The sequence below is a fragment of the Pseudoalteromonas issachenkonii genome (genome assembly GCF_002310795.1).
GTDB lineage: Bacteria > Pseudomonadota > Gammaproteobacteria > Enterobacterales > Alteromonadaceae > Pseudoalteromonas > Pseudoalteromonas tetraodonis.
Window position 1 is genome coordinate 1738829 of the sequence record NZ_CP011030.1, and the last position, 26706, is coordinate 1765534.

General features: G+C 40.2%; 23 protein-coding genes. 6 read left to right on the top strand and 17 right to left on the bottom strand.

Features of this window, described 5'->3' with window-relative positions; all coding sequences use genetic code 11:
* Positions 1-12: 12 nt before the first annotated feature.
* On the top strand, positions 13-456 hold the full coding sequence (fur, locus tag PISS_RS08030; RefSeq protein ID WP_013465004.1) for a ferric iron uptake transcriptional regulator: 444 nt from the start codon (positions 13-15) through the stop codon (positions 454-456).
* Positions 457-528: 72 nt separating this feature from the next.
* Here fur and glnS read toward each other — a convergent pair whose 3' ends face one another.
* A complete protein-coding gene (glnS, locus tag PISS_RS08035; protein WP_058154670.1) occupies positions 529-2193 on the bottom strand; it encodes a glutamine--tRNA ligase in 1665 nt (554 codons plus the stop codon).
* Positions 2194-2407: 214 nt separating this feature from the next.
* On the opposite strand from glnS, the gene PISS_RS08040 reads away from it, so the two are divergent.
* Complete coding sequence (locus tag PISS_RS08040) at positions 2408-3478, top strand: DUF3083 family protein (protein WP_058154672.1); 1071 nt, start codon at positions 2408-2410, stop codon at positions 3476-3478.
* Positions 3479-3556: 78 nt separating this feature from the next.
* Here PISS_RS08040 and sucD read toward each other — a convergent pair whose 3' ends face one another.
* The 8 genes from sucD to sdhC all read right to left on the bottom strand — a co-directional run bounded on the left by sucD (position 3557) and on the right by sdhC (position 13415).
* Positions 3557-4429: a succinate--CoA ligase subunit alpha gene (sucD, locus tag PISS_RS08045; RefSeq protein WP_024603036.1), complete on the bottom strand. Its 873-nt coding sequence runs from the start codon at positions 4427-4429 to the stop codon at positions 3557-3559.
* Positions 4429-5595, bottom strand: coding sequence for an ADP-forming succinate--CoA ligase subunit beta (gene sucC, locus PISS_RS08050; protein WP_008464053.1), 1167 nt, complete (start codon positions 5593-5595; stop codon positions 4429-4431). Before sucC ends, sucD begins: the two co-directional genes overlap by 1 nt.
* Before the next feature lie 176 nt (positions 5596-5771).
* The gene (gene odhB / locus PISS_RS08055; protein ID WP_058154674.1) at positions 5772-7289 is read right to left on the bottom strand and encodes a 2-oxoglutarate dehydrogenase complex dihydrolipoyllysine-residue succinyltransferase; all 1518 of its coding nucleotides are present in this window, start codon (positions 7287-7289) and stop codon (positions 5772-5774) included.
* Positions 7290-7292: 3 nt separating this feature from the next.
* The gene (gene sucA, locus PISS_RS08060; protein ID WP_024603038.1) at positions 7293-10112 is read right to left on the bottom strand and encodes a 2-oxoglutarate dehydrogenase E1 component; all 2820 of its coding nucleotides are present in this window, start codon (positions 10110-10112) and stop codon (positions 7293-7295) included.
* Positions 10113-10199: 87 nt separating this feature from the next.
* Positions 10200-10916, bottom strand: a complete 717-nt coding sequence (locus PISS_RS08065) for a succinate dehydrogenase iron-sulfur subunit (protein ID WP_008112091.1) — start codon at positions 10914-10916, stop codon at positions 10200-10202.
* A 10-nt stretch (positions 10917-10926) separates the two neighbouring features.
* The gene (gene sdhA, locus PISS_RS08070; protein WP_013465011.1) at positions 10927-12699 is read right to left on the bottom strand and encodes a succinate dehydrogenase flavoprotein subunit; all 1773 of its coding nucleotides are present in this window, start codon (positions 12697-12699) and stop codon (positions 10927-10929) included.
* Positions 12700-13047, bottom strand: a complete 348-nt coding sequence (sdhD, locus tag PISS_RS08075; protein ID WP_013465012.1) for a succinate dehydrogenase, hydrophobic membrane anchor protein — start codon at positions 13045-13047, stop codon at positions 12700-12702.
* Positions 13038-13415 carry a succinate dehydrogenase, cytochrome b556 subunit gene (sdhC, locus tag PISS_RS08080; RefSeq protein ID WP_076916082.1) on the bottom strand — a complete coding sequence of 126 codons (378 nt, stop codon included), beginning with the start codon at positions 13413-13415 and terminating at the stop codon, positions 13038-13040. Before sdhC ends, sdhD begins: the two co-directional genes overlap by 10 nt.
* 406 nt (positions 13416-13821) lie before the next feature.
* Here sdhC and PISS_RS08085 point away from each other — a divergent pair, with 406 nt between their 5' ends.
* The 3 genes from PISS_RS08085 (at position 13822) to PISS_RS08095 (ending at position 16875) form a co-directional block, all read left to right on the top strand.
* Complete coding sequence (locus PISS_RS08085; RefSeq protein WP_013465014.1) at positions 13822-15108, top strand: citrate synthase; 1287 nt, start codon at positions 13822-13824, stop codon at positions 15106-15108.
* Positions 15109-15219: 111 nt separating this feature from the next.
* Positions 15220-16446, top strand: coding sequence for an aminotransferase class V-fold PLP-dependent enzyme (locus PISS_RS08090; protein ID WP_036954659.1), 1227 nt, complete (start codon positions 15220-15222; stop codon positions 16444-16446).
* Positions 16447-16458: 12 nt separating this feature from the next.
* The gene (locus PISS_RS08095) at positions 16459-16875 is read left to right on the top strand and encodes a SufE family protein (RefSeq protein WP_024603040.1); all 417 of its coding nucleotides are present in this window, start codon (positions 16459-16461) and stop codon (positions 16873-16875) included.
* Between the two features lie 36 nt (positions 16876-16911).
* On the opposite strand, the gene tcdA is transcribed toward PISS_RS08095, so the two are convergent.
* From tcdA to PISS_RS08130, 7 genes are read right to left on the bottom strand one after another with little or no spacing between them, the layout of a single operon-like run.
* Positions 16912-17709 (bottom strand): tRNA cyclic N6-threonylcarbamoyladenosine(37) synthase TcdA, encoded by a 798-nt coding sequence (gene tcdA / locus PISS_RS08100; protein ID WP_058154675.1) that lies wholly within the window; start codon positions 17707-17709, stop codon positions 16912-16914.
* Positions 17710-18390 (bottom strand): TIGR01621 family pseudouridine synthase, encoded by a 681-nt coding sequence (locus tag PISS_RS08105; protein WP_058154677.1) that lies wholly within the window; start codon positions 18388-18390, stop codon positions 17710-17712. It lies immediately after the preceding gene.
* The gene (gene kdsB, locus PISS_RS08110) at positions 18383-19147 is read right to left on the bottom strand and encodes a 3-deoxy-manno-octulosonate cytidylyltransferase (protein WP_058154678.1); all 765 of its coding nucleotides are present in this window, start codon (positions 19145-19147) and stop codon (positions 18383-18385) included. Before kdsB ends, PISS_RS08105 begins: the two co-directional genes overlap by 8 nt.
* Positions 19135-19332, bottom strand: coding sequence for a Trm112 family protein (locus PISS_RS08115; RefSeq protein WP_008112074.1), 198 nt, complete (start codon positions 19330-19332; stop codon positions 19135-19137). Before PISS_RS08115 ends, kdsB begins: the two co-directional genes overlap by 13 nt.
* Positions 19322-20302, bottom strand: coding sequence for a tetraacyldisaccharide 4'-kinase (gene lpxK, locus PISS_RS08120; RefSeq protein WP_058154680.1), 981 nt, complete (start codon positions 20300-20302; stop codon positions 19322-19324). The genes PISS_RS08115 and lpxK overlap by 11 nt, the downstream gene beginning before the upstream one ends.
* Positions 20299-22044 carry a lipid A export permease/ATP-binding protein MsbA gene (msbA, locus tag PISS_RS08125; protein ID WP_058154681.1) on the bottom strand — a complete coding sequence of 582 codons (1746 nt, stop codon included), beginning with the start codon at positions 22042-22044 and terminating at the stop codon, positions 20299-20301. Before msbA ends, lpxK begins: the two co-directional genes overlap by 4 nt.
* Before the next feature lie 60 nt (positions 22045-22104).
* Positions 22105-24372 carry a DNA internalization-related competence protein ComEC/Rec2 gene (locus PISS_RS08130; RefSeq protein WP_058154683.1) on the bottom strand — a complete coding sequence of 756 codons (2268 nt, stop codon included), beginning with the start codon at positions 24370-24372 and terminating at the stop codon, positions 22105-22107.
* Between PISS_RS08130 and PISS_RS08135 the strand changes: the two genes are divergently transcribed.
* Entirely contained in the window at positions 24352-24858 is a 507-nt protein-coding gene (locus PISS_RS08135) for a DUF2062 domain-containing protein (protein ID WP_058154685.1), read from the top strand. The genes PISS_RS08130 and PISS_RS08135 overlap by 21 nt on opposite strands.
* Before the next feature lie 97 nt (positions 24859-24955).
* Here PISS_RS08135 and PISS_RS08140 read toward each other — a convergent pair whose 3' ends face one another.
* Positions 24956-26695, bottom strand: coding sequence for a DUF3466 family protein (locus PISS_RS08140; protein WP_024603047.1), 1740 nt, complete (start codon positions 26693-26695; stop codon positions 24956-24958).
* Positions 26696-26706: the final 11 nt, after the last annotated feature.

Below are 26706 nucleotides of genomic sequence, written 5' to 3' on the forward strand. Positions count from 1 at the left end.
GAGACAGATTTAATGACTGATCATAACTTGGAACTTAAAAAAGCCGGGCTAAAGGTAACTTTACCGCGTATTAAAATTTTAGAGATTCTTCAATCTCCAGATAACCAACACATAAGCGCTGAAGATGTTTACAAGGTTTTATTAGATCTAGGCGAAGAAATTGGTCTTGCGACTGTTTACCGTGTTTTAAATCAATTTGATGATGCAGGAATTGTAAGCCGTCACCACTTTGAAGGCGGTAAGTCAGTATTTGAACTTTCTGGCAGCACTCACCATGACCACTTAGTGTGTTTAAAATGTGGCAAGGTTGTTGAGTTTGAAGATGATTTAATTGAACGTCGTCAACTTGAAATAGCTGAAGAAAACGGTATTAAGCTGACCAATCACTCTCTTTACCTATATGGCGAATGTGAAGATAAAGACGCGTGTAAAGCGTTTGCGCAAAGCAATAGTTAAAAGCCTATTTAGTTTAATAAAAAAAAACCTGCGATTAAGCAGGTTTTTTTATAACTAAAAAACAGAGCAATATTATTTGTGCTCTATTTTAGCCCACGAATCACGTAAGCCTACCGTTTGGTTAAATACCACGTTTTCTGATTTAGTATCACGTGAGAAATAACCGGTACGCTCAAACTGAAAACCTTGTGCTGGTACAGAATTAGCCAATGAAGGTTCAAGTTTAGCATTAGAAATAACCACTAATGAGTCTGGGTTTAACGTGCTTTCAAAGTCCTCTGCGGCTGCAGGGTTAGGCACACTGAATAAACGGTCATATAAACGTACTTCAGCTGTCACTGACCCAGGCGCAGATACCCAATGAATAACCCCTTTTACTTTACGACCATCGCTTGGATTTTTACCCAATGTTTCAGGATCGTAAGTACAGTAAATAGTTGTAATTTCACCATTGTCGTCTTTTTCAACACGCTCTGCCTTAATCACATAAGCACCACGTAAGCGTACTTCTTTATCAAGCACTAAACGTTTAAACTTATTGTTCGCTTCTTCACGGAAATCTTCGCGTTCGATAAAAATTTCACGCGTGAAAGGCACTTCACGGCGACCCATTTCTTCTTTATTTGGGTGATTAGCCACAGAAAGCGTTTCTACTTTATCGGCTTCATAATTCTCAATCACAATTTTCACTGGATCAAGTACAGCCATTGCACGCGGAGCATTTTCGTTTAAGTCATCACGGATACACGCTTCAAGCATGCCCATTTCAACCATATTTTCCTGCTTAGTAATACCGATACGCTGACAGAATTCACGTACAGATGCCGGTGTATAACCACGACGACGCAGACCCGCAATGGTTGGCATACGCGGATCATCCCACCCTTCTACGTGCTTATTAACCACTAAGTCATTAAGCTTACGCTTTGACATAATTGTGTATTCAAGGTTTAAACGTGAAAACTCAATTTGTTGCGGGTGACATTCAAGGCTGATGTTATCCAATACCCAGTCATATAAACGACGGTTATCTTGGAACTCTAGCGTACATAATGAATGAGTAATGCCTTCAAGTGCATCAGAAATACAATGCGTGAAGTCGTACATTGGGTAAATGCACCACTTATCCGCTGTTTGATGATGATTAGCAAAACGTATACGGTATATAATTGGATCGCGCAGCACCATAAATGAGCTGGCCATATCTATTTTAGCGCGAAGGACACATTCACCTTCTTTAAATTCACCGTTACGCATTTTTTCAAATAATGCGAGGTTTTCTTCAGGTGATGTTTCGCGGTATGGGCTGTTTTTACCAGGCTCTTTTAATGTACCACGGTATTCGCGAGCTTGATCTGCAGTTAAGAAACAAACATACGCTAAGCCTTTATTGATAAGCTCTACCGCATAACCATAAAGCAGATCAAAATAGTTTGACGAATACTTAATCTCACCATCCCAATTAAACCCTAACCACTGTACGTCTTCTTTAATTGAATTAACGTAGTTAATATCTTCTTTTTCTGGGTTTGTATCGTCAAAACGAAGGTTACATAAACCGTTATAGTCTTTGGCGATACCAAAATTTAAGCAAATTGATTTTGCATGGCCAATATGTAAAAAGCCATTAGGTTCAGGTGGAAAACGGGTATGCGTTGTGGCATGTTTTCCACTTGCTAAATCTTCATCAATTCGGGTTCTAATAAAGTTATTTGGGCGATTCTCGATTTCCGCCATAGGATTATAAACCTCTGTATATTGCGTGATAACAAAACTACTGCATTATTACAAAAACCAACCTTAACATACAGTAATAGATGCGGGTTTATGCAGTTATTACCAAAGTTTGTTAGATAAGGGATAGTTTATGAGCAAAATTTGTTTTAGCGCAATATTAAAGTCATTAAAGCGATTTATAGTAAACGAATAACCCCAACTTAAAGGAACGAAGATGGCCTCATTAAATCAACACCGCATATATATTCCAAGTAATGCACGTGCAAATCATTACTTATTAGCCGAAATTACACCTAATGAAGATTTTTATAAAAACTTCAGTAATATTAATGCTTGCTATGAACGAATTGCGCGTCAGTTATTTGCATCATGTGATGAATATGAACTGCATAATGTCCATTTACTCGCAAATGATAAACTCCCAGTGGTGAGATTTCATGATGAGTCTTACCAACTTGAAACCGATAAGCAAATGTTGTTTTTTTATAACCCTCGTTACCATGAAGCGCATAAACTTCATCACACAGAAAATCAGCAAAGTAAAAAAATACGCCTATTGTTTTTAGCTACTGGTGAAGATATACGTGCCCACTCTGCGCAATTTCATACCAATGTACAAAAAGTATTGAGTCATTTACAAGATCAGTTATTCTTAGACCAGCCAAGCTTTAAGCTGCGCGATCATCAACATTTAACCTATGATTTATTCGCTAAAGAAAAAGGTAATAAAGAAAGCTATGGATATAAACTAAGAAGTTTATACCCTCGTTATCAATCCAGACAATGCGCAATACCTAGTAGCCATGCTGAAATGACTTACGTCACCTTCTCTATTCCCGTGTCACGTAATATTAAAACGCAATTTCAAACACAAATTAATAGCCATACTTATAAACCGTTTTATAACCACTTTTTGCAGTTATTTACTCAACTTTGTGAAGATAATAAACTCACCCATGCAGCGATGGTTGCCAATGGGGCAATGCCAATAATTCGTAATAGTGAAGTAGATAGAAATGAGGGAAATGGTGAGTTACAAAAAATTAGTTTTGATATAGAAGATTCAGCGCCGCAATTAAAAGTATTTTTTGATGAAAATAAACTCGTAGAGACGCTACATTTTGTGATTGTTGCCGCCGCACATAACAAACATGAGATTGGCTATGGTCGCTTTATGAACCAAGTAGAGAAAACCGTTCATGCATTCTGTGATGAATTAGCTATTAATAAGCAGCGCCAAGATTTATCTCTGCGATTTTTTCAACATATTAGTTACCCGTTTTAAGATTAAGGGCAATACGCTCTAGCCATACATAACAAAAAGGCTCGCAATTGCGAGCCTTTTTTAAAGAATAACCGCTGATTACCAGCCTGTTTTTTCTTTAAGTGCTTTACCGATATCAGCCAGTGAACGTACAGTTTTTACGCCCGCAGCTTCTAATGCAGCAAATTTCTCATCAGCAGTACCTTTACCGCCTGCGATGATTGCGCCAGCGTGACCCATACGCTTACCTTCTGGTGCAGTAACACCAGCAATGTAAGAAACAACAGGTTTAGTTACGTTAGCTTTGATGTACTCTGCAGCTTCTTCTTCTGCAGTACCACCAATTTCACCAATCATTACGATTGCTTCAGTTTGGTCGTCTTTTTCGAACATTTCTAAAACGTCGATAAAGTTAGTACCTGGGATTGGGTCACCACCAATACCAACACACGTAGACTGACCAAAACCAGCATCTGTAGTTTGCTTAACCGCTTCGTACGTTAAAGTACCAGAGCGAGAAACAATACCTACTTTACCAGGCTTGTGGATGTGACCAGGCATGATACCAATCTTAGTCTCACCAGGAGTGATAACACCTGGACAGTTAGGACCGATCATACGTGTACCTGTTTGATCTAGTTTAACTTTAACGTCAACCATATCAAGTGTAGGAATACCTTCAGTGATACAAACAATTAGCTCGATGCCCGCATCGATTGCTTCTAAGATTGCATCTTTACAAAAAGGTGCTGGTACGTAGATAACTGATGCAGTTGCGCCAGTTGCTTCTACAGCGTCACGTACTGTGTTAAATACTGGAAGACCAAGGTGCGTTTGACCGCCTTTACCTGGGCTTACACCACCAACCATTTGTGTACCGTACTCAAGCGCTTGCTCTGAGTGGAAAGTACCTTGACCACCAGTGAAACCTTGACAGATAACTTTTGTATCTTTATTGATTAATACAGACATTATTTGCCCTCCGCAGCAGCAACAACTTTTTCAGCCGCGTCTGTTAATGATTCAGCAGCGATGATGTTTAGATCAGACTTAGCAAGTACTTCACGACCTAGTTCAGCATTAGTACCTTCTAAACGTACAACTACTGGTACTGTTACACCTACTTCTTTAACTGCGCCAATGATGCCTTCTGCAATCATGTCACAACGAACGATACCGCCGAAGATGTTAACTAAAACAGCTTTAACGTTGTCATCTGAAAGGATAATTTTGAATGCTTCAGATACACGTTCTTTCGTTGCGCCGCCACCAACATCTAGGAAGTTAGCTGGCTTGCCACCGTGTAGGTTTACGATGTCCATAGTACCCATTGCTAGGCCTGCACCGTTAACCATACAACCTACGTTACCATCAAGGGCTACGTAGTTAAGCTCGAAGCTTGCTGCGTGAGCTTCACGCGCATCTTCTTGAGATGGATCGTGCATTTCACGGATTTTAGGTTGACGGTAAAGTGCATTACCATCGATACCGATTTTACCATCTAGACAGTGAAGGTTACCTTCATCTGTGATTACTAACGGGTTGATTTCAAGTAATGCGAAATCGAAATCGTTGAACATATTACCAAGACCCATGAAGATCTTAACAAACTGTTTCATTTGCGTTGGGTTAAGACCCAATTTAAAACCAAGCTCACGTGCTTGGTAAGCTTGAGGACCTACTAATGGATCGATCTCAGCTTTGTGGATAAGTTCTGGTGTTTCTTCAGCAACAGTTTCAATTTCAACGCCGCCTTCAGTAGACGCCATGAACACAACTTTACGAGAAGCACGGTCAACAACAGCACCTAGGTACAGTTCGTTAGCGATGTCAGTACAGCTTTCTACTAAAATTTTAGCAACTGGCTGGCCTTTCTCGTCTGTTTGGTAAGTAACTAGGTTTTTACCTAACCAGTTAGCTGCAAACGCTTTAACTTCGTCGATAGTTTTAACTAGCTTTACACCGCCAGCTTTACCACGTCCACCTGCGTGAACCTGAGTTTTAACAACCCACATATCGCCGCCAATCTTTTCAGCAGCTGCTGCAGCTTCTTCAGGTGTATCGCAAGCGAAACCTTGAGAAACTGGTAAACCATATTCGGCAAAAAGTTGTTTTGCCTGATACTCATGCAAATTCATGATGCTTTATCCAATTTTTTATATTAAAAGAGTTGAATATTTATGCAAATAAACAACTATCCCAAATTGCGTGCCTAGTATAGATCTCATGGCGCTACATGAAAACCCCAGTATGACCATAGGCACAAAAAAAAAGCTGTGATTTTAACTCACAGCTTATATTTCATACTACTTAATTAAACATCCAGCAGTAAACGTGTTGGATCTTCAAGTAACTCTTTAATTGTTACTAAGAAACCAACTGATTCTTTACCATCGATTTGGCGGTGATCGTAAGATAACGCTAAGTACATCATAGGTAAGATTTCAACTTTACCGTTTACAGCCATTGGACGATCTTGGATTTTGTGCATACCCAAAATTGAAGACTGCGGTAAGTTAATAATTGGAGTAGATAGTAACGAACCGAATACACCACCGTTGGTGATAGTGAAGTTACCGCCGGTCATATCGTCAAGCGTTAGCTTACCATCACGACCTTTAAGCGCTAGCTCACGAATCCCCTTTTCGATTTCTGCAACAGATAGCTTGTCACAATCTTTGAGTACAGGTGTTACTAAGCCACGAGGTGTAGAAACAGCAATGCTGATGTCGAAATAGTTGTGGTAAACAATATCATCGCCATCAATTGATGCATTTACATCTGGGAAACGCTTTAACGCTTCAGTCACTGCTTTCACGTAGAAAGACATGAAACCTAAACGGATACCGTGGCGCTTTTCAAATACTTCTTGGTACTGCTTACGAAGATCCATGATTGGCTTCATGTTAACTTCGTTAAATGTAGTTAACATTGCAGTAGAGTTTTTCGCTTCAAGAAGACGATTCGCAATTGTTTTACGTAAACGTGTCATAGGCACACGTTTTTGTGTACGGTCACCCATAGGTGCTGCTGGCGCTGCTTCAGCTTTTGCCGCTGGAGCAGGTGATTTTAAGAATTGATCAACATCTTCTTTAGTCACACGACCATTTTTGCCTGAACCTTTGATTTTTGATGCATCAAGGCCTTTCTCAGCAATTAAACGACGAACTGATGGCGTTAACACATCTGAACCCTCGCTTGAGCTTTCTTCTTTGGCTGCTGGTGCATCCGCTTTAGCGTCAGATTTATCGGGTGCAGCGCCTGCTTTTACTTTACCAATGACTTGCTCACCAAGAACAGTATCGCCTTCGTCATGAATGATTTCACCCATAACGCCGTCTTCTTGGGCAACCACTTCAAGTACAACTTTATCTGTTTCAATATCAACCAAGTTTTGGTCGCGTGTTACCGCGACACCTGGTTGAACATGCCAAGTAGCAATTGTTGCATCTGCAACTGATTCTGGAAGTACAGGTACTTTAATATCCACTTCTTTACCTTCTGATGCTGGTGCTGATTGCGCCGCCGGCGCGTCTTCTGATTTTTCTGATGCTGAGCTATCTTCTTTTGGCTCTTTACTTGGTGATGCTTCTTGCGCATCACCAATTAAACCGATCACTTGGTCACCAAGTACCGTAGCACCTTCTTCTTGTAAAATTTCAGTGATCACACCGTCATTTTGTGCAACCACTTCTAAAACCACTTTGTCTGTTTCAATATCTACTAAGTTTTGGTCACGGCTTACTTTGTCGCCAACACTTACATGCCATGTAGCAACGGAAGCATCTGCAACCGACTCAGGAAGAACAGGAACTTTAATTTCTGTGCTCATTGCTTATCCTTTCTTTTCTATAGTAAGCGCGTCGGCAACGAGCGCTTGTTGTTCTTTAGTATGTACTGACATATATCCACATGCAGGAGATGCTGATGCCTTACGGCCTGCATATTTCAATTTTGCACCTTGTGGAATTGCATCAACAAAGTGATGTTGTGAACAGTACCAAGCGCCTTGGTTTTGCGGCTCTTCCTGACACCACACAAAATCAGTAACGTGTTGGTAACGTTCAATAATTGCTTTCATTTCGTCATGTGGGAACGGGTAAAGCTGCTCAACACGAACAATTGCAATATTGTCTTGCTCAAGTTTACGACGCTCTTGTAATAGTTCGTAGTAAACTTTGCCGCTACAAAATACAACACGTTCTACTTTCTTAGCATCAATCTCATCAATTTCATCAATGATGTTGTGGAATACACCCTCAGAAAGCTCTTCTAGCGATGACGTTGCAAGTGGATGACGTAGCAATGATTTAGGTGTCATTACAATCAGTGGACGACGCAGTGGTCTAACTGATTGACGACGTAACATTGCGTACACTTGCGCCGGTGTTGATGGCACACATACTTGCATGTTGTGATCAGCACAAAGCTGTAAAAAGCGTTCTAGACGAGCCGAGCTGTGCTCTGGACCCTGACCTTCATAGCCATGAGGTAACAAACACGTTAAGCCACATAAGCGACCCCACTTTTGCTCACCTGAACTTAAGAACTGGTCAAATACCACCTGTGCACCATTAGCGAAATCACCAAATTGTGCTTCCCACAATACTAATGAAGTCGGCTCTGCAGTTGCATAACCATATTCAAATGCTAATACCGCTTCTTCAGACAGTACTGAGTCGAACACTTCAAACGTACCTTGATCTTCACTAAGGTTCTGTAATGGTAAATACGTTGCACCATCTTTTTGACTATGAACAACCGCATGACGGTGGAAGAAGGTACCACGGCCTGAATCTTGTCCAGTTAGACGAATATCAGTGCCTTCAGCTGCAATAGTTGCATACGCTAAAGTTTCTGCCATACCCCAATCAAGTGGTTTTTCGCCAGCAGCCATTGCTTTACGATCATCGTATATTTTTTTAACACGAGATTGTGCTTTGTACTCTTCTGGGTAACTTGCAACTATGTTACCAAGTTCTTTAAGCTTTTCTACCGAAACGCTAGCATCGTAATCAACACTCCATTCATGGCCTACATACTTAGCCCAATCTGAAGAGTGTGATGTTTCTGGCTGTATTTCTTCAACAACACAGTTGCCATCGTCTAAACCATTACGGTAATCATCAGCAAGCGCTTTCACTTCATCTTCTGTGAAAGAACCTTCAGAAATCAGCTGATCCGCGTAGATTAAACGAGGTACTGGGTGTTTTTTAATTTTTTGGTACATAATTGGCTGTGTAGCGTTAGGCTCATCAGCTTCGTTATGACCATGGCGACGGTAACAAACAAGGTCAATCACAACGTCACGTTTAAACTGATTTCTAAAATCAAGCGCGAGTTGCGTTACAAAAGCAACCGCTTCAGGATCATCAGAGTTTACGTGGAAAATTGGCGATTGAACCATTTTTGCGATATCAGTACAGTAATCAGTTGAGCGTACATCGTCTTTTTTACTTGTTGTAAAACCAACTTGGTTATTAACAACAATACGGATACTACCGCCACAACTAAATGCATTAGTTTGCGATAAGTTAAACGTTTCTTGAACAACACCCTGACCTGCAATTGCTGAGTCGCCGTGGATAGTGATTGGAAGTGCTTTGCTGCCTGTTTTGTCATTAAGACGATCAAGACGTGCACGCACAGAGCCCATAACCACCGGATTTACGATTTCTAAATGCGACGGGTTAAACGCAAGTGCCATGTGCACGTTGCCACCTTTAGTCGCGAAATCTGATGAATAACCCATGTGGTATTTAACATCACCTGAGCTTAACGTTTCTTTGTGCTTGCCAGCAAACTCATCAAAAAGTTCTGATGGATTTTTGCCTAGCACATTAACAAGAACATTTAAGCGACCACGGTGGGCCATACCAATAACGGCTTCTTTTTGGCCACTTTCACCGGCACGGTGAATAAGCTCTTTTAACATTGGCACTAACGCATCGCCACCTTCAAGTGAGAAACGCTTAGCACCCGGGAACTTAGCCCCTAAATATTTTTCAAGACCATCAGCCGCTGTTAATCCCTTGAGGATTCGTAGCTTTTCATTTTTATCAAATTTTGGCCTAGACTGAACAGACTCTAAACGCTGTTGTAACCAACGCTTTTCTTCTGTTGATGTGATGTGCATATACTCGGCGCCAATAGAACCACAGTAAGTGGTTTTTAGTGCTTGGTATAACTCACCTAAAGGCATAGTATCGCGGCCAACGGCAAACGATCCTACGTTAAATTCGCGGTCAAAGTCAGCATCCGATAAGTCGTGGTACTCTAGCTCTAAATCTCGTACACGTTCTCGTTGCCAAATACCTAGTGGATCTAGGTTTGCATTTTGGTGTCCACGAAAACGGAAAGCATTAATAAGTTGCAGTACTTTAACCTGTTTAAGGTCGCCACCACTGCCCTCTGCTACCACTACTTCTCTATGCTTGTTTTTAGCAAGCGCCGCAAATTGTGAACGAACTTCTGAATGTTTTACTTCAACATCCACACCATCTACTTTTGGTAACTGTTCGAACACTTCTCGCCATTCTTCTGGCACCGAAGTCGCATCGTCTAAATACGCTTCATAAAGCTCTTCAACATAAGCAACGTTACCGCCGTTTAAATGTGAAGATTCTAGCCATGCCTTCATCACACCTTCGTGCATTTATAAGCCCTTTTTTTTAGCGCAGAAATTAATAGTTATATAACAAGATGGCTAATAAATTATTAGCCATCTTTCGTCTACTAGAAATTAAACCGAGCGGTTTAATAACATAGATTTTATTTGTCCAATTGCTTTGGTCGGATTAAGACCCTTAGGACAAACGCTAACACAGTTCATGATACTGTGGCAACGGAACACACTGAATGCATCGTCTAAGTCAGCTAAACGCTCTTCTGTTGCTGTGTCTCGGCTATCAGCTAAGAAACGGTAAGCATGAAGAAGGCCTGCTGGACCTATAAACTTATCTGGATTCCACCAGAAAGAAGGACACGATGTAGAACAACATGCACATAAAATACACTCGTAAAGCCCATCTAATTTATCACGTTCTTCGATAGATTGAAGACGTTCACCTGCAGCAGGCTCATCATTAATTAGATACGGTTTTACTTTTTCGTATTGAGTGTAGAACTGACTCATGTCAATAACAAGGTCACGAACAACAGGAAGTCCAGGTAATGGACGCACTACGATTTTACCTTTGCCATTTTTTTGCAGCGTAGATAAAGGAGTAATACATGCTAAACCGTTCTTACCATTCATGTTTACGCCGTCTGAACCACACACGCCTTCACGGCATGAACGACGAAACGATAGTGTAGGATCTTGCTCTTTTAATAGTAAAAGTGCATCCAATACCATCATGTCTTGGCCTTCCTCAGTTTGCAAAGTGTAATCTTGCATACGAGGTGCGTTATCAACATCCGGATTGTAACGATAAACTGAAAATTGTACTTGTGCCATCGTCTCGCTCCTAGTAGGTACGTGCTTTAGGTGGGAAAGCTTCACGTGTTTTAGGCTCGTAGTTTACTTTACGCTTGCTCATTTCATCCGTTACCGGATTAAATACTGAGTGACATAACCAGTTTTCGTCATCACGATCTGGGAAGTCAAAGCGAGAGTGTGCGCCACGGCTTTCAGTACGGAAGTTTGCAGCTACTGCAGTTGAGTAAGCTGTTTCCATTAAGTTGTCTAGTTCTAAACATTCAATACGCATGGTGTTAAAGTCTGATGATTTGTCATCAAGACGCGCGTGCTGTAAACGTTCACGGATTTCTTTAAGTTCAGTAAGACCTGTAGCCATTGAGTCACCTTCACGGAATACCGAGAAGTTAAGCTGCATACATTGTTGTAGGTCTTTCTTGATTTGAACTGGGTCTTCGCCTTGACCAGCTGTTGAGTTTTCCCAACGGTTAAAGCGCGCAAGAGACGCTTCTAGGTCAGACTCTGAAGCCGCTTTAGAAATTTCAACGTCATTTAGGTATTTACCTAAGAAGTTACCTGCTGCACGGCCAAATACAACTAAGTCAAGTAATGAGTTACCACCTAAGCGGTTAGCACCATGTACAGATACACACGCAATCTCACCAACAGCAAATAAACCTTGTACTACTTTTTCGTTGCCAGCAGCATCGATATTAAGTACTTGACCATTTACGTTTGTTGGCACACCACCCATCATGTAGTGACATGTTGGGATAACTGGAATCGGTTCTTTTGCAGGGTCAACGTGAGCAAATGTTTTAGCAAGATCACATACACCTGGAAGACGTAAGTTAAGCGTTTCTTCGCCTAAGTGGTCAAGTTTCAACTTAAGGTGAGGACCCCAAGGACCATCACAACCACGACCTTCACGAATTTCTGTCATCATTGAACGAGCAACAACGTCACGAGACGCTAAATCTTTAGCATTTGGTGCGTAACGTTCCATGAAGCGTTCGCCATCTTTATTTAAAAGATAACCACCTTCACCACGACAACCTTCAGTTACTAGCGTACCAGCGCCAGCTATACCTGTCGGGTGGAACTGCCACATTTCCATGTCTTGCATAGAAATACCAGCACGTGCAGCCATACCAACACCGTCACCGGTATTAATGTGAGCATTGGTTGTTGATGCGAAAATACGACCTGCACCACCTGTCGCTAACACAACTGCTTTTGATTTGAAGAAGGTGATTTCACCTGTTTCAATTTCAATCGCTGTACAGCCTACTACATCGCCATTATCGTTTTTAACTAAATCAAGTGCATACCATTCTGAGAATACATTGGTTTTGTTTTTAACGTTTTGTTGATAAAGAAGGTGTAATAATGCATGGCCCGTACGGTCAGCTGCTGCTGCAGTACGCGCAGCTTGTTCACCACCAAAGTTTTTCGATTGACCACCGAAAGGACGTTGGTAAACACGGCCATTTTCAAAACGCGAAAATGGTAAGCCCATGTTTTCTAATTCAGTAATAGCTTCTGGGCCAGTTTGACACATGTATTCGATAGCGTCTTGGTCACCGATAAAATCGGAACCTTTAACGGTATCATACATATGCCATTCCCAGTTATCTTCATGCGAGTTACCTAACGCGACTGTAATACCGCCTTGAGCAGATACAGTGTGTGAGCGTGTCGGGAAAACTTTAGAGATTAGCGCACATGTTTTGCCAGATTCAGTAATAGCAAGAGCAGCGCGCATACCTGCACCACCGGCACCAATTACTACGGCGTCAAATTCACGAACAGAATATTTCACTTAAACACCCCATAAAACGATTAAACCCACAGCTACGTAAGCAACAGCCATTAGGTTTAGTACAAAGCCTAAAAAAGCACGCAATTTAGCGTTCTTTACATAGTCGGTAAGAACCTGCCAAAGGCCGATACGGGTATGAACCATAATGCAAACTAGGGTGATTAACGTTGCCCCTTTCATTGCTAGGTTTGAGAATAGGCCTGTCCAGGCTTCATATGTGACTTCTGGCATTGCTAAAAAATAGCCAATAATAAAGATTGCATACGCGCTGATTATTAATGCCGTTGTGCGTAAAGATACAAAATCTTGTACGCCATCACGTTTAAGAGTTGCTTGATTTAAGACCATATCCACACCCCTGCCAATACAGCAAACACAACGCCAAGTGCCATCGCAATTTTAGCGCTAGTATTGCCTGATTCAAGTTCTTCCCAATGCCCCATATCCATAATAATGTGACGGATACCACCGATAAGGTGATAACCCAATACAGAAAGGGTGCCCCAAGCTATAAATTTGGCAATGAATCCGTTAAACAGACTCTTGACGAATTCAAAACCTTCAGCTGAAGAAAGAGACTCTGACCAAGCCCAAATGACAAACGTTAAAGCAAAAAATAATGCAACACCGGTGACGCGGTGAAAAATTGAAGCTTTAGCCGTTGCCGGCATAGATATAGTTGTTAGATCTAGATTTACAGGTCTTTGCTTTTTCACAGTTACTTGCCCATCTTGCCCGCAGTGGGGCTCATCTACTTGTTTTTCTAAAACCCACCAAATGTTTCTGGTGGAACTATCAAAATAAACGTATTGATACTAATAAAGTTCACTTTTTATGAAAATTATTATGTAAAAAAAAGTTTACCCAAATACAAATTGGTTAAAAACCTCCGTTAGTATATATAGCCGGAGACTCTTTTACAATTCTTGTTTACTTTGAGTCGTTTGCGAATTAGCCAATGGTATAATATTCAATCTATACCGAATATTTATTATACATATGTGCATAATACTTATAAAAATTGACTTTATACCCCTCTTTCACGTTAAAATGTAAAGATGTGCTTAGAATAGATTTTAGAATATAAAAATCAGAATAGTTATCTTAATAGGAGATACATAGATGGCAGATAAGAAAGCCACGGTCCATATTGATGGGCTAGATCCAATCGAACTTCCAATTTATCAAGGTACTGCTGGCCAAGATGTAATTGACGTACGTACACTCGGCTCACATGGTCACTTTACTTATGACCCAGGTTTCATGTCGACTGGTTCTTGTGAATCTACCATCACTTACATCGATGGTGGCAAGGGTGTTTTATTACACCGTGGTTACCCAATCGAACAGTTAGCAGAAAGCTCTAACTACGTTGAGTTATGCTACTTACTATTAAATGGTGAGTTACCAACTAAAGAGCAATACGATGATTTCGCTACAAAAATCACTCGTAGCACTATGCTAGATGAAAAAATCGCAAACTTCTTCCAAGGTTTCCGTTTTGACGCTCACCCTATGGCGATGCTATGTGGTGTGGTTGGTGCTTTATCTTCTTTCTACCATGAAGATCTGGATATCACTGATGCAGTTCAACGTAAAACAAGCGCTATTAAATTAGTTGCTAAGTTACCAACAATTGCAGCAATGGCGTACAAAACAAACATCGGTCAACCATTTGTATATCCACGCAATGACTTAAGCTATGCAGAAAACTTCTTACACATGATGTTCTCTGTGCCTGCTGAAGAATACAAAGTAAACCCTGTCACAGCTAAAGCAATGGATAAAATCTTCATGCTTCATGCTGACCATGAGCAAAATGCATCAACGTCTACAGTACGTTTAGCAGGTTCTTCTGGTGCTAACCCTTATGCATGTATTGCTGCGGGTATTGCATCACTTTGGGGCCCTGCTCACGGCGGTGCTAACGAAGCATGTTTAAACATGTTAGAAGAAATTGGCTCAGTTGATCGCATTGACGAATACGTAGCAAAAGCAAAAGATAAAGCGGACCCGTTCCGTCTTATGGGCTTTGGACACCGTGTTTATAAAAACTTCGATCCTCGTGCAACAGTAATGCGTCAAACATGTCATGAAGTGTTAGCAGAGCTAAACATTCAAGATCCATTACTTGATATCGCAATGAAACTAGAGCAAATTGCACTTGAAGACCCGTACTTTGTTGAGAAGAAACTTTACCCTAATGTAGATTTCTACTCAGGTATTATCTTAAAAGCAATCGGCATCCCTACCAGCATGTTCACTGTAATCTTTGCAATGGCACGTACTGTAGGTTGGATCTCACACTGGGACGAGATGCTTTCTCAACCTGGTCATAAGATCAGCCGTCCACGTCAGCTTTACACAGGTGAAACACACCGTGATTATAAAGCAACTGACAAGCGCTAAGCATTAAGTTAGTTTAAAAGGCCGCCTCTGCGGCCTTTTTTATTACCTGCTACTTGAGAATTATCTTAAACAGATTACAATTCCTGCCCACTTGATTAACTTTATGAGCCTATGTCTGTGTCCTCGTTTGATCCTAAAAAAATCCGTAATGACTTTCCTACTCTAAATCAGACAATCAATGGCTACCCTTTGGTTTATTTAGACTCAGCAGCAACAACACAAAAACCACAATGCGTGATTGACGCTACGACACAGTTTTACACCTTACAGAATGCAAATGTTCACCGCGGACGTCATACGCTGAGTGAGCAAGCTACAGCGGCTTATGAGCAAGTACGTCAACGCGTTGCCGATTATTTTCAGGTAACCAGTAACGAAATTGTCTGGACCAAAGGTGCCACTGAAGCGATTAACTTAGTTGCTCATGGCTTAAGAAATACATTAACAGCTGCTGACACTATTTTAATTAGCCCAATCGAACACCACGCTAATATCGTGCCGTGGCAAGAACTGGCAGCGCAAACCGGGGCAACATTAAAAACTTTACCACTTAATGCAGATGCTACGTTTGATATAGCACAGTGTTGTGAAGTGATTAAGCGCACCAACCCTGCACTACTGGCTATTACTCACGCTTCTAATGCGCTAGGCAATATTACTGATTTAGTCCCCTTAATAGCCTCAGCTAAGGCGGTAGGCGCGCTAACCTTAGTCGATGGCGCACAAGGGGCGCTGCATTTAAGACCGAATTTAAAAAAGCTCGATTGTGATTTTTACGTGTTTTCTGCTCATAAAATGGTGGGGCCAACAGGGCTAGGCGGTTTATATGGCCGTTATACAGCCCTTAATGCACTATCGCCTTATCAAACAGGCGGTGAAATGATTGAAAAAGTAACCTTAACGCACAGTACTTATCGTAATGCACCGGCTAAATTTGAAGCAGGAACGCCAAATATAGCCGGTGTTTTAGGTTTTGGCGCTGCACTTGAGTATTTAATGGCGCTTGATCTGCAAACATTACAGCACTATGAACAGCAGTTGTTTATTTATGCAGCGAACGCATTGAGCAAAATAGACGGTATTATTATCTACAGCGACCTCAAATCGAATATTGGCACACTTTGCTTTAATTATAAAAATGAACATCCTTATGATCTGTCAACTTTACTTGACGGCTATGGTATTGCTGTACGAAGTGGTCATCATTGTACCCAACCTTTAATGAGTCATTTAAACCTAAATGGTTCACTGAGAGCGAGTTTTGCTTTTTATAATACGACTAAAGATGTAGACCAATTTATTGCCGCACTCAAAGAATGCATTGCTTTATTAGACTAATTTGGATAAATAATGACACACACATATCAACTCGTAACTAAAAGTATTCAAAGCAGTAGTAGCTGGCAACAAAAGTACCGTGAAATTATGTTACTCGGTAAAACGCTGCCACCTTTAGCCGATATATTAAAAACAGATGATGCGTTAGTGCCAGGCTGTGAGAGTAAAGTATGGATGTTTGTTGAGTTTGACCTAACCGAGAATGCACTGGTTGTAATTGGTGACTCTGATACTCGCATAGTAAAAGGCTTATTGGCGTTAATTTTAGCCCTGTATAACGGTTTAACACCCGAAGAAGTGTTAGCAGTAAATGCTTATGATGAATTTGAAAAGCTTGGCTTAATCAGTCATTTGAGTGCGTCTAGGGGTAATGGAGTAAAAGCCATGGTTGAAACAATACAAACCATGGCCAAACAAAAAGCGCTTTAAGCGCTTTTTAAATACTATTAAACCAAAACACTTTATCTAAGTATTTAGACGCGCACGCTTGTCTAAGTATTTTCGAACCGCTTTAGCGGCAACAAAAAAACCAAAACTACCGGTGATCATCGTCACTGAGCCAAAGCCATTATTACAATCCATGTTCATACTGCCATCAGCATTTTGCTTCGCATGACACACACTGCCGTCACTACCTGGGTAAACAAGCTGTTCAGTGGAATATACACAGTCAATATTAAATTTACGTTTTGGGTTTGAACTGAAATTATATTGTTTACGCAAAATGTAACGCACTTTTGCAAGTAATGGATCTTGAGTGGTTTTTGCCACATCGCCAAAGGTAATTTGACTCGGATCGGTTTGACCACCTGCACCGCCAGTTGTAATTATAGGCATTTTATTACGTTTACAGTGAGCTATTAACGCCGCTTTTTCTTTAACCGCATCAATACAATCTATTACATAATCAAAACCTTGAATATGTTCTTGAATATTATCAAGGCTAATAAAGTCATCAATCACATTCACCACACACTCAGGGTTGATAAGCTTGCAGCGAGTTTTCATCGAATCAACTTTAGCTTCCCCTATTGTGCCTGTTAAGGCATGAATTTGACGATTTACATTAGTTGCACAAATATCATCTAAATCAATTAAGGTGATTTTACCTACGCCGGTACGCGCTAGTGCTTCAGCAGTCCAACTGCCTACACCACCAATACCCACAACACAAAAATGTGCTTGCTGTAACCACTCAAATTGCTGTTGACCATACAGTCGTTTAATACCACCAAAGCGGATATCAGTTACTTGTTCACTCATTTACCAATCCAGTTTCCACGGCGTTTGCCAAGAATTAAAATCTTGATGTTTTATCAATTGCGCATACTCTTCACCAGATTCTGGCAACAGGGTATGTTGTATTTTTTGCCCTTTCCATAAAAAATCCAGCGCAAATGCATGTAAATAGGTACGCTCTGCAGGGCTGCCTGCATAACTCGCATCACCCATTATGGGGGCACCCAAACTCTTTAAAGCAACTCTGAGCTGATGGGTTTTACCCGAATAGGGTTTTAATAGGTAAGCTCTAAAACCACTTTTAAAACTAAATGAATAAAACCGCGTAATTGCGGGATTTATTTGCGAGTTTAATAGTTTAAAAGTACCCCGACGTGACTTCGCCATGTCTCCTTTAACCCAACCTTGCTTTTTTTTAGGCTTAGAATCACTTACAGCTAAATAAAATTTATTAATAGTATGCTCAGTAAACATCTGGGTAAACTTTGCCGCAGCGTCTTTATGCCGCGCTAATATGATCAGCCCTGAAGTCACTTTGTCTAGACGGTGAACCGCAAACAATTTTTCGTTTAGTTGTTGCTCAGCAAGAAACACAAAACCAGGGCTTTCTTCTGAATGAAAATTAAGCCCTGCAGGTTTAGTTATAATATAAAAATCATCGTGCGTGTATTGCACTTTTAACACAGGCGTATCTGCTTTATTCACGCGCTTTACTTTGAATATGCGCAACGACTTTAGCTAAATCCTCTGGTGTATCAACCCCAGCATGAGGGGTAACCACCGCTTGCTCTATTTTAATCGCATAGCCATGGTAAAGCACCCTTAGCTGCTCTAGTGATTCTAAAACTTCTAATGGTGATACCGATAATTGAATATATTGCTTTATAAAGCCAGCGCGATACGCGTAAATACCCACATGGCGTTGAAAAGGCGCTAAATTAAGTGGTTGCTGCTCTGCCATCATGGCACTTCTATCAAATGGAATGCTGGCTCTTGAAAAATATAAGGCATTTTTATTAATATCGCTGACCACTTTAACCGCATTAGGGTTAAAGACCTCATCACGCTCTTCAATGGCAACACTGAGGGTTGCCATTGGCGCGGTTGATTGCGCTAATAATGTAGCCACTTGTGACACGTTATCAGGGGATAATAATGGTTCATCGCCCTGCACATTAACCACGATAGTATCTTCTGATAAATTTAGTAAATCAACGACTTCTGCTAACCGTTCAGTCCCTGATTGATGATCTTCTCGAGTCATCAATACATCATTGGTAAAGTGTTTAGCCGCATCAAATACTTTTTGATGATCGGTGGCAATAACCACTTTACTCGCTCCCGACAAACACGCTTTTTCATAGACATGTTGGATCATTGGCTTGCCACAAATATCAGCAAGTGGTTTACCTGGCAAACGAGTAGAAGCGTAACGCGCAGGAATAACAACTACGAATTCCACTTTTCTACCTCTTCAAGAGACAATTCTCGGGCTTCATTTTCAAGTAATACCGGAATATCATCGCGTACAGGATAAGCAAGCTTTGCAGCTGTACTGATCAGCTCTTGGTTTTCTTTATCAAAGCGCAACTTACCTTTACACACGGGGCAAGCAATAATTTCGAGTAACTTCGTATCAAAGGCCATGATGGATCCCTTTTTCTTTTAATAGTAAATTTAATGTGTTTATTACCGCCGCTGTTGGTTGAGCATCAACAGGCAGGTAATACCAATTAGGTTTTGCAAAATCACGGCATTTAACCGCATCTTTTTCTGTCATTAATACACAGTCATCGCCAAATTGAGCGAAATCATCAGCGCTATAAGCATAATGATCGCGAAAATGATGTGTAGACAGTAATTTAATACCTTGTGCTTGCAGTGAAGCCTCAAAACGACCTGGGTTACCAATAGCACTCACCGCATGCGCAGCCTTTAAAGGCGTCGCTATATCCGTGTTATCGGCAACGCGTTTAATAACCGATGGCTGCAAGCGATAACTAAACTCATCCTCAGAGCCATTTTCAATTACTACGTCTACGCTCTTTAATCGAGAGACGGTTTCGCGCAGTGGCCCTGCGGGCATTAGCAAACCATTACCAAATTTTCTTTCGCTATCAACAATACAACATTCTATGCTGCGTGCCATTTTGTAATGCTGCATGCCATCATCAGAAATGATCACATCAAGCTTAAAGTTTGCGTTGAGCTTTTCTATATTGTGTTGCCTATTAGGGCCAACCACTAATGGGCACTGTAAACGATTAAATAAAAGTACCGGCTCATCCCCAGCCTCTCGTGTAGTCGTTTGTGCAGTAACCAATAACGGGTAATGAGTTGCTTGCCCGCCGTAACCTCGACTAATTAAACCAACAGATAAACCTTTAGCAGTTAAATAATCATAAAGCCACAATACAAACGGCGTTTTACCATTACCGCCAACGCTTATATTACCAACCACAATAACCGGTGTTTTGCTGATAAACGATTTAAAAATGCCGAACTTATAGCAATATCTACGTAGCAAAGAAATACAGCCAAAAATAGCGGACAGTGGTAATAGCAATAACGTAATTAAGCTAAAAGGTTTATACCAGCTTTGCTCTATTTTACTCACCCTTGCTCACCAAACTGCATTTTGCATAACGCAGAATAAGTGCCATCGTTAGCAAGTAAGTCTGTATGGGTACCACTTTCAATAACTTGACCACTGTCTATTACATAAATGCGGTCACTATTTTCAATAGTCGATAACCTATGCGCAATTACAATAGACGTTTTGTCTTTCATTAATGTATCGAGGGCATGTTGAATGAGTTTTTCTGATTCAGTATCCAGCGCCGAGGTCGCTTCATCTAAAATTAAAATTGGTGCATCTTTTAATATTGCGCGAGCAATCGCGATACGTTGACGCTGACCACCTGAAAGCATCACCCCATTCTCACCAACCATAGTGTTAAGTTGTTCCGGTAAATCTTCAACAAACTCCCAGACATGAGCTTGTTTAGCCACAGCATGAAGCTCTTCCATCGATACATCGCGTTGGAGGCCATAACAAATATTATTTGCAATCGTGTCATTAAAAAGTACCACTTGCTGCGATACTAAAGCAAATTGACGACGTAAATCGGTGAGCTTATATTCATTTAAAGCAATACCATCCAGTAATATTTCACTGGGCGCTTCTAAATCATAATAGCGAGGTAGTAAGTTTGATATGGTGGATTTACCCGAGCCTGAGCGACCAACAAGCGCAATGCTCTCGCCCGCTTTAATAGTCATAGACAAATTATTTAATACCGGCTCGTCTTTAGTTGGGTATTTAAAGGTGACATTTTTTACCTCAATATGACCTTTAACTTTGTCAACCGATAAGGTGCCCGTGTCTTTTTCTATTTCTTCATCTAGCACTAAAAATACACTCTGCGCAGCTGAAATACCGCGTTGTAAATCGCTGTTCACATTGGCAAGCTGTTTTAACGGGCGTAGTAACATCATCATCGAAGAAATGAGCACTACAAAATCCCCAGAGCTAATACTGTCTATCATTGAGGGCATAGACACCACCCATAAAATAACGGCCATTGCACTGGCGGCTAAAATTTGAATGATAGAGACACTTAACGCCTTAGTCGCATCCATTTTGATACGTTGCTGGCGATTATGATTATTAATTTTAGAAAATTGATCGATTTCTTGAGTTTGACCACCAAAGCCGTGGATCACTTTGTGACCACTGAGCATTTGCTCTGAGCTGCGGGTAACTTGCCCCATCGCAGACTGAATATTTTTAGATATATGACGAAAACGTTTAGATACCACCGCCACTATAATAGCCACTAATGGAATAATAACTAAAAAGATTAACGATAATTGCCAGCTGGTATAAAACATAACTGCAAGTAAAAACACCACAAAAGCGCCTTCACGAACTACAATAAGCAGTGCTTTGGTAATCGCTTGCTGTACTTGCTCTGTATCAAAGGTAATTTTTGAAATAAGGTCGCCAGTCGAGTTTTTATCATGAAACGATACTGGCAAATGTAATATATGCTCAAATAGTTCTTGGCGAAGCGCACGCACTACCTGCGAACCAACATAGCTTAAACAGTACGATGACATAAAATTAAATACGCCACGCCCGATCACCAACGCAATAACCACAAATGGCGCATAAGTAAGTACCTGACTATTACGCTCATTTAAACCTTCATCGATAAACGGCTTCATCAGTTGGATGAATAATGCATCCATACCTGAATAACCTATCATTCCAATAATTGCGACGATGGCAACCGACTTATAGGCACCAACGTAAGAAACAAGCCGTTTATAAATTTGTGTAGTACTTTGATCCATAACACTCTCTAAAACCACTGACAGCCTCTATTGTATCCTTAGCAACAGCAAAACAAAACGTCAATCTTTGATAAACCAATAACTTTCCTGCGCCCTCGCTGTAGTAAGCTCAAGGTGCTTAGCATAAAAATCAACCCTAACTTGTCCTACATCACCGGTGCTATATTGTTTGGCGTTTATTTTATTGTAACGCTCAACTACCGCTTTACTTGGAAATTGCCACTGACCTTGATAGGCACTTGAATGAATCACAATCGTTGGGTTTACTGCCTTAATAAACTCGTCACTCGAGGAGCTGTCACTGCCGTGGTGTGGGCTTATCAAAACGGTACTTTGTAAATCATCTTTCTTTTTAATTAATTGCGACTCTCGCGTCTTTGATATGTCACCGGTAAGTAGCACACTATAGTTTGCAGCTGAGATTTTAACGATACAGGAATTATCATTACTATTATTAAATTCCTCTTTAGCAAAAGTTTGAATACTCAATCCATTAAAATCGAGTGTTGTTGCTATACAGTCGTTATATACACCATTTGGATGAAAATAATCAAAACTCCATGCATAACCGGCCGCTTTAAAATGCGCAACACCTCCGGCATGATCGTTATCTTGATGACTGACAATCGCGGTACTTACCGTTAGATTATGGGCGTCAATATAGGGTAGTAATACACTAGGCACACGACTAAAGCGATTAAAGTAACTCGGGCCAAAATCATAAATAAACGCATGCTTATCTTTTTTTATCAGTACCATAAGGCCATGGCCTACATCAAATACGTTCAACTGCCAAAGGCTAGATTGCGTAAAGTAATAATTAGAGAGTAGAGTCAAAAGCGGAATACACGCCAGTACGCGAAGCTCAATAAAATAAAGTAAAGGAACTACACTATAAAGCAGCACCACAGTGGTTATACTTACCTGACCAACATTAAGCCAACGTATGTGCTGCGGTATCGCCAGCAACATTTGATAAATATAGGTCAGTGGAAAATCATACAACACAATAAACGCATGCCAGTCGGTTAATAACCCCAGCAACACACTTAAAAATAAAGCAGGCATTAATACAAAAGATAAAATGGGAATAGCGACAAGATTTAAAACTAAACCTGCTAAACTCACGCCATTAAAAAAGTATAATGACAGCGGTAATAAGCCAATAAATAATCCCAGTTGAATAACAAAAAGAGTGCGAATATTGGCTAACAATGAATGACCTCGCAGCGGAAACTGTTTTAAAACCATAAAAATAATACATACCGCTAAAAAGGAAAAATACAGGCCAGGATTAAGCAAACTAAATGGATTAACCGCTAGAATAATAACCAACGCATATAAAATACTTCGCCATCTAAGCGCTTGCTTCGCTAAATAATAAAGCAACAAATAACAACCCAACATAATTAAGGCGCGGGTTGCCGAAATAATGAAATCACTCAAGTAAACATAAATAAAAGCGGCAACAAAGCCAGCAGCGCTATAAAAAATAGCAATATTTAATGATTGATTTAGTTCAGGCTTAATCAACTTAAGAAAACAGCGCACTGCAAAATAACAAAAGCCGAAAACCAAAGAGATATGCAATCCAGAAATAGCCAGTAAATGACTTAACCCAAGACTTTGCATTAATTGTTTATGCTCAAAGGTCATTAACGACTTGTCTCCGGTTAAGAGCACGTAATATAGCCAATTAAGTTCAGCACTACTTACGAGCTTTTTGACATAAGTCCTATAAGCCGCGATATGATTATTTTGTGGGCGGTTGTAAATCGCTAACTGCTTATTTAATACTGTACCTTTAAACGCTATTTTTTGTGTAAAGGCATAGAGTTGACTGTCGAACACAGTAAAATTTTTAATCCCCCTAAAATTTTTTAACCTAACTTGAGCAGTAAAAGCATCACCTGGCTGAATAGGTTGTGTTGAATTAATACTTAATAAGGCATTAGGTGCTCTAAACTGACTATATTCGCTATCTTCCAAACGGGTTATTTTCACTTTTACGTATTGTGGAGGTGTTGAAGAAATAACCTCTTCGACAACAACATTGACTGAATAAGCATATTTTTCGTGCTCATTAGGTAATTCTAATGAATAAAACAAGATAAAATGTGCCGCTACACAGCAAATACCGCAAATAAAGCCTAACAATACAGTTAAAAACGGCTTAAAATACGTGCTCACAATGAGGATTGAAATTGTGATAACTATAAATTCAAGGGTTTGGTAATAAAATACGGTAACAACAACTCCGATAACAAACCCAAGACTCATCCACACAGAAGTAAATGGTTGCTTTAAATGGCTAAAAAAACGATCCAACGGTTTTTACCCGATCCAAATAAAATTAGACATCACAAATCGCTAAGAATATTTGGCCGTCTTTTACATGATGCTAACCTTTGGCATTTAAATAGACGTTCGGCACGAGGTGCTTTTGCTGTTGGGCTTTTTTTTGCTTTCATCCCTGTTCCTTTTCAAATGGTGCTCGCGGCTGCCGCAGCGATAATTTTGAGAGTTAATTTACCCATTTCTGTTGCGCTAGTATGGATCACTAATCCACTGAGTATGCCGCCAATTTTTTACGGCTCCTACCTTGTTGGTACATTAGTACTTAATCAACCAGAACAACACTTTGCGTTCGAAGCCAGTTGGGCATGGTTTATAGAAAGCTTAACGACAATTGGCCCTGCATTCTTAGTCGGTTCTTTGGTATGCGCCTCTATCGCCAGTGTTATTGGCTACTTTGGAATAGATCTAATGTGGCGCCGCTCTGTAAGGCGGGCATGGGGAATGAGAAATAATTAGCCTCTCTTCCTTTAAATGCTTACATTACTATAGACAAAAAAAACCCAACTTAACAAGTTGGGTTTTTTAGTCGTTCTGTTTAACGATTTAAGCTCATTTAAAATCTAAATACACGTCTTAAACCAACAAGTGGTAGTAATAATAAACCAAGCCAAGAAAAGCTCGCAGAACTGCGTTCGTAAAATTCAGCATCTGGGGCTTTACAATTCTCAACTTCACCATTAGGGATAGGCGAAAGTTTTACCGCAACGGCTACACTTTCATATTCAATATTACCATTTACATCGGTAACAACTCCGCCCAATGAATTTCGTTTTTCAACTGTTTTAGTCGCAACACCAAATACTTCGTTGTTTTCATTAATCGATTTAGCTTCTACCATTTTATAGCTGAAACTGGTTTCACCATCACTGTCATAACAAGGCAGCAATTTATTTAGGTTAGTGATCTTGTCATCGCCAATTTTATAAATGAAGGCTTCTGAACGGCGGGTGTTCTCAGATTCACCAATTTCACCTTCACCAACAATGTAACCTTGATTATTAATGTCATTTGCATATGAGCTTGAGCTTATAAAGTAATCTTCAGGAAACACGGTCGTGTTTGTATTTATATCATGGTAAAAAAGTTTATTTCTTAGCGTGCCTTCTATTCGCTTGGTCGCATAACCTACAACAATATCGTTATCGTTGATAGCAAATGCTTTACCACTTTGCCAGTCATCTCTTTGTTCAATAAAATCAACCACTTCACCATCTTTAAAGTAAACTGGCATCGTTAAAATTGTGGAATCTCTATCAAAGTAACGGGTATTAGAAAAACCGGCCGCAACGCCATTTTTATTAACCGCTAATGCATTACTAATAAATGGGTTACTGTCTTCATCTTCTTTTGGTGTCAGCGCTAAACCTAACAATTCTGTTGAGGTTACATTATAGGCACTATCTAATGTCCACTTAACCGCTGTTTTATTAAATAAACCACGTGTGTTACGACTATTAATTGATTCAATACACGTCATTACAGGTTCATCAAGACCATCACAATTATCAGCAATTAAGGTTTGTCTCTCTGTAGGGATACTCACTGATACATTACCAACAACAACGTAACCCGTGTCAGTGGCAACAATATCAGACGCTTTACTCGTCCCACCATGTTCAGTAAATTCTGGAACAAGCGGCACTTCTACACCGCCTTCAGAAATTAAAATACCACGTTCTATAAACTCTCGGGTAAACCAAGTTTCTTCTTCAGTTTCACCATCTGGTGTAAAAGTGATTTTATCAAACGGTGCACTGCCCCAACCTACGGTCGTACCGTCCTGTGCAACAGCATTATAAAAATTGCTGGTCGATCGCGTTAACCCATCATAATCAACCGAAGCCACATCAAACAAAGATTGCTCTGTAATTACACCACTGTTGTAATTTGTAGCAACAATTGAGCTAATTTTTTGATATTCAAAGTTAGCAGATAAGTTTGACAAAAAACGAACCATAAAAGTATGCGCATCAGCATTGGTATAAATAGCGTCGTTGTTTTCGATGTCATCAAGTGTAAACGTAATTTCTTTGTCACTTAGTTCAAATGAATTTACTTCATTAGTATAAGCGTTCTTAATTAAACTATCGGTAAAATCAATATAACTAATATCAATTGGGATATTGTATAAGCCATTAGCAAGCCCAATGACATGTCCGTTTTCACTCACATCGGTAACATAAGTATGTTTTGCGTTTTCAAAGTTACCTAACTCCGTTAACGCATAGGTAGCACTTAATGCCGATGTACTCAGTGTTGCTAAAACACTGGCCGCGAGTAATTTATATTTCATTTTATTCCTTA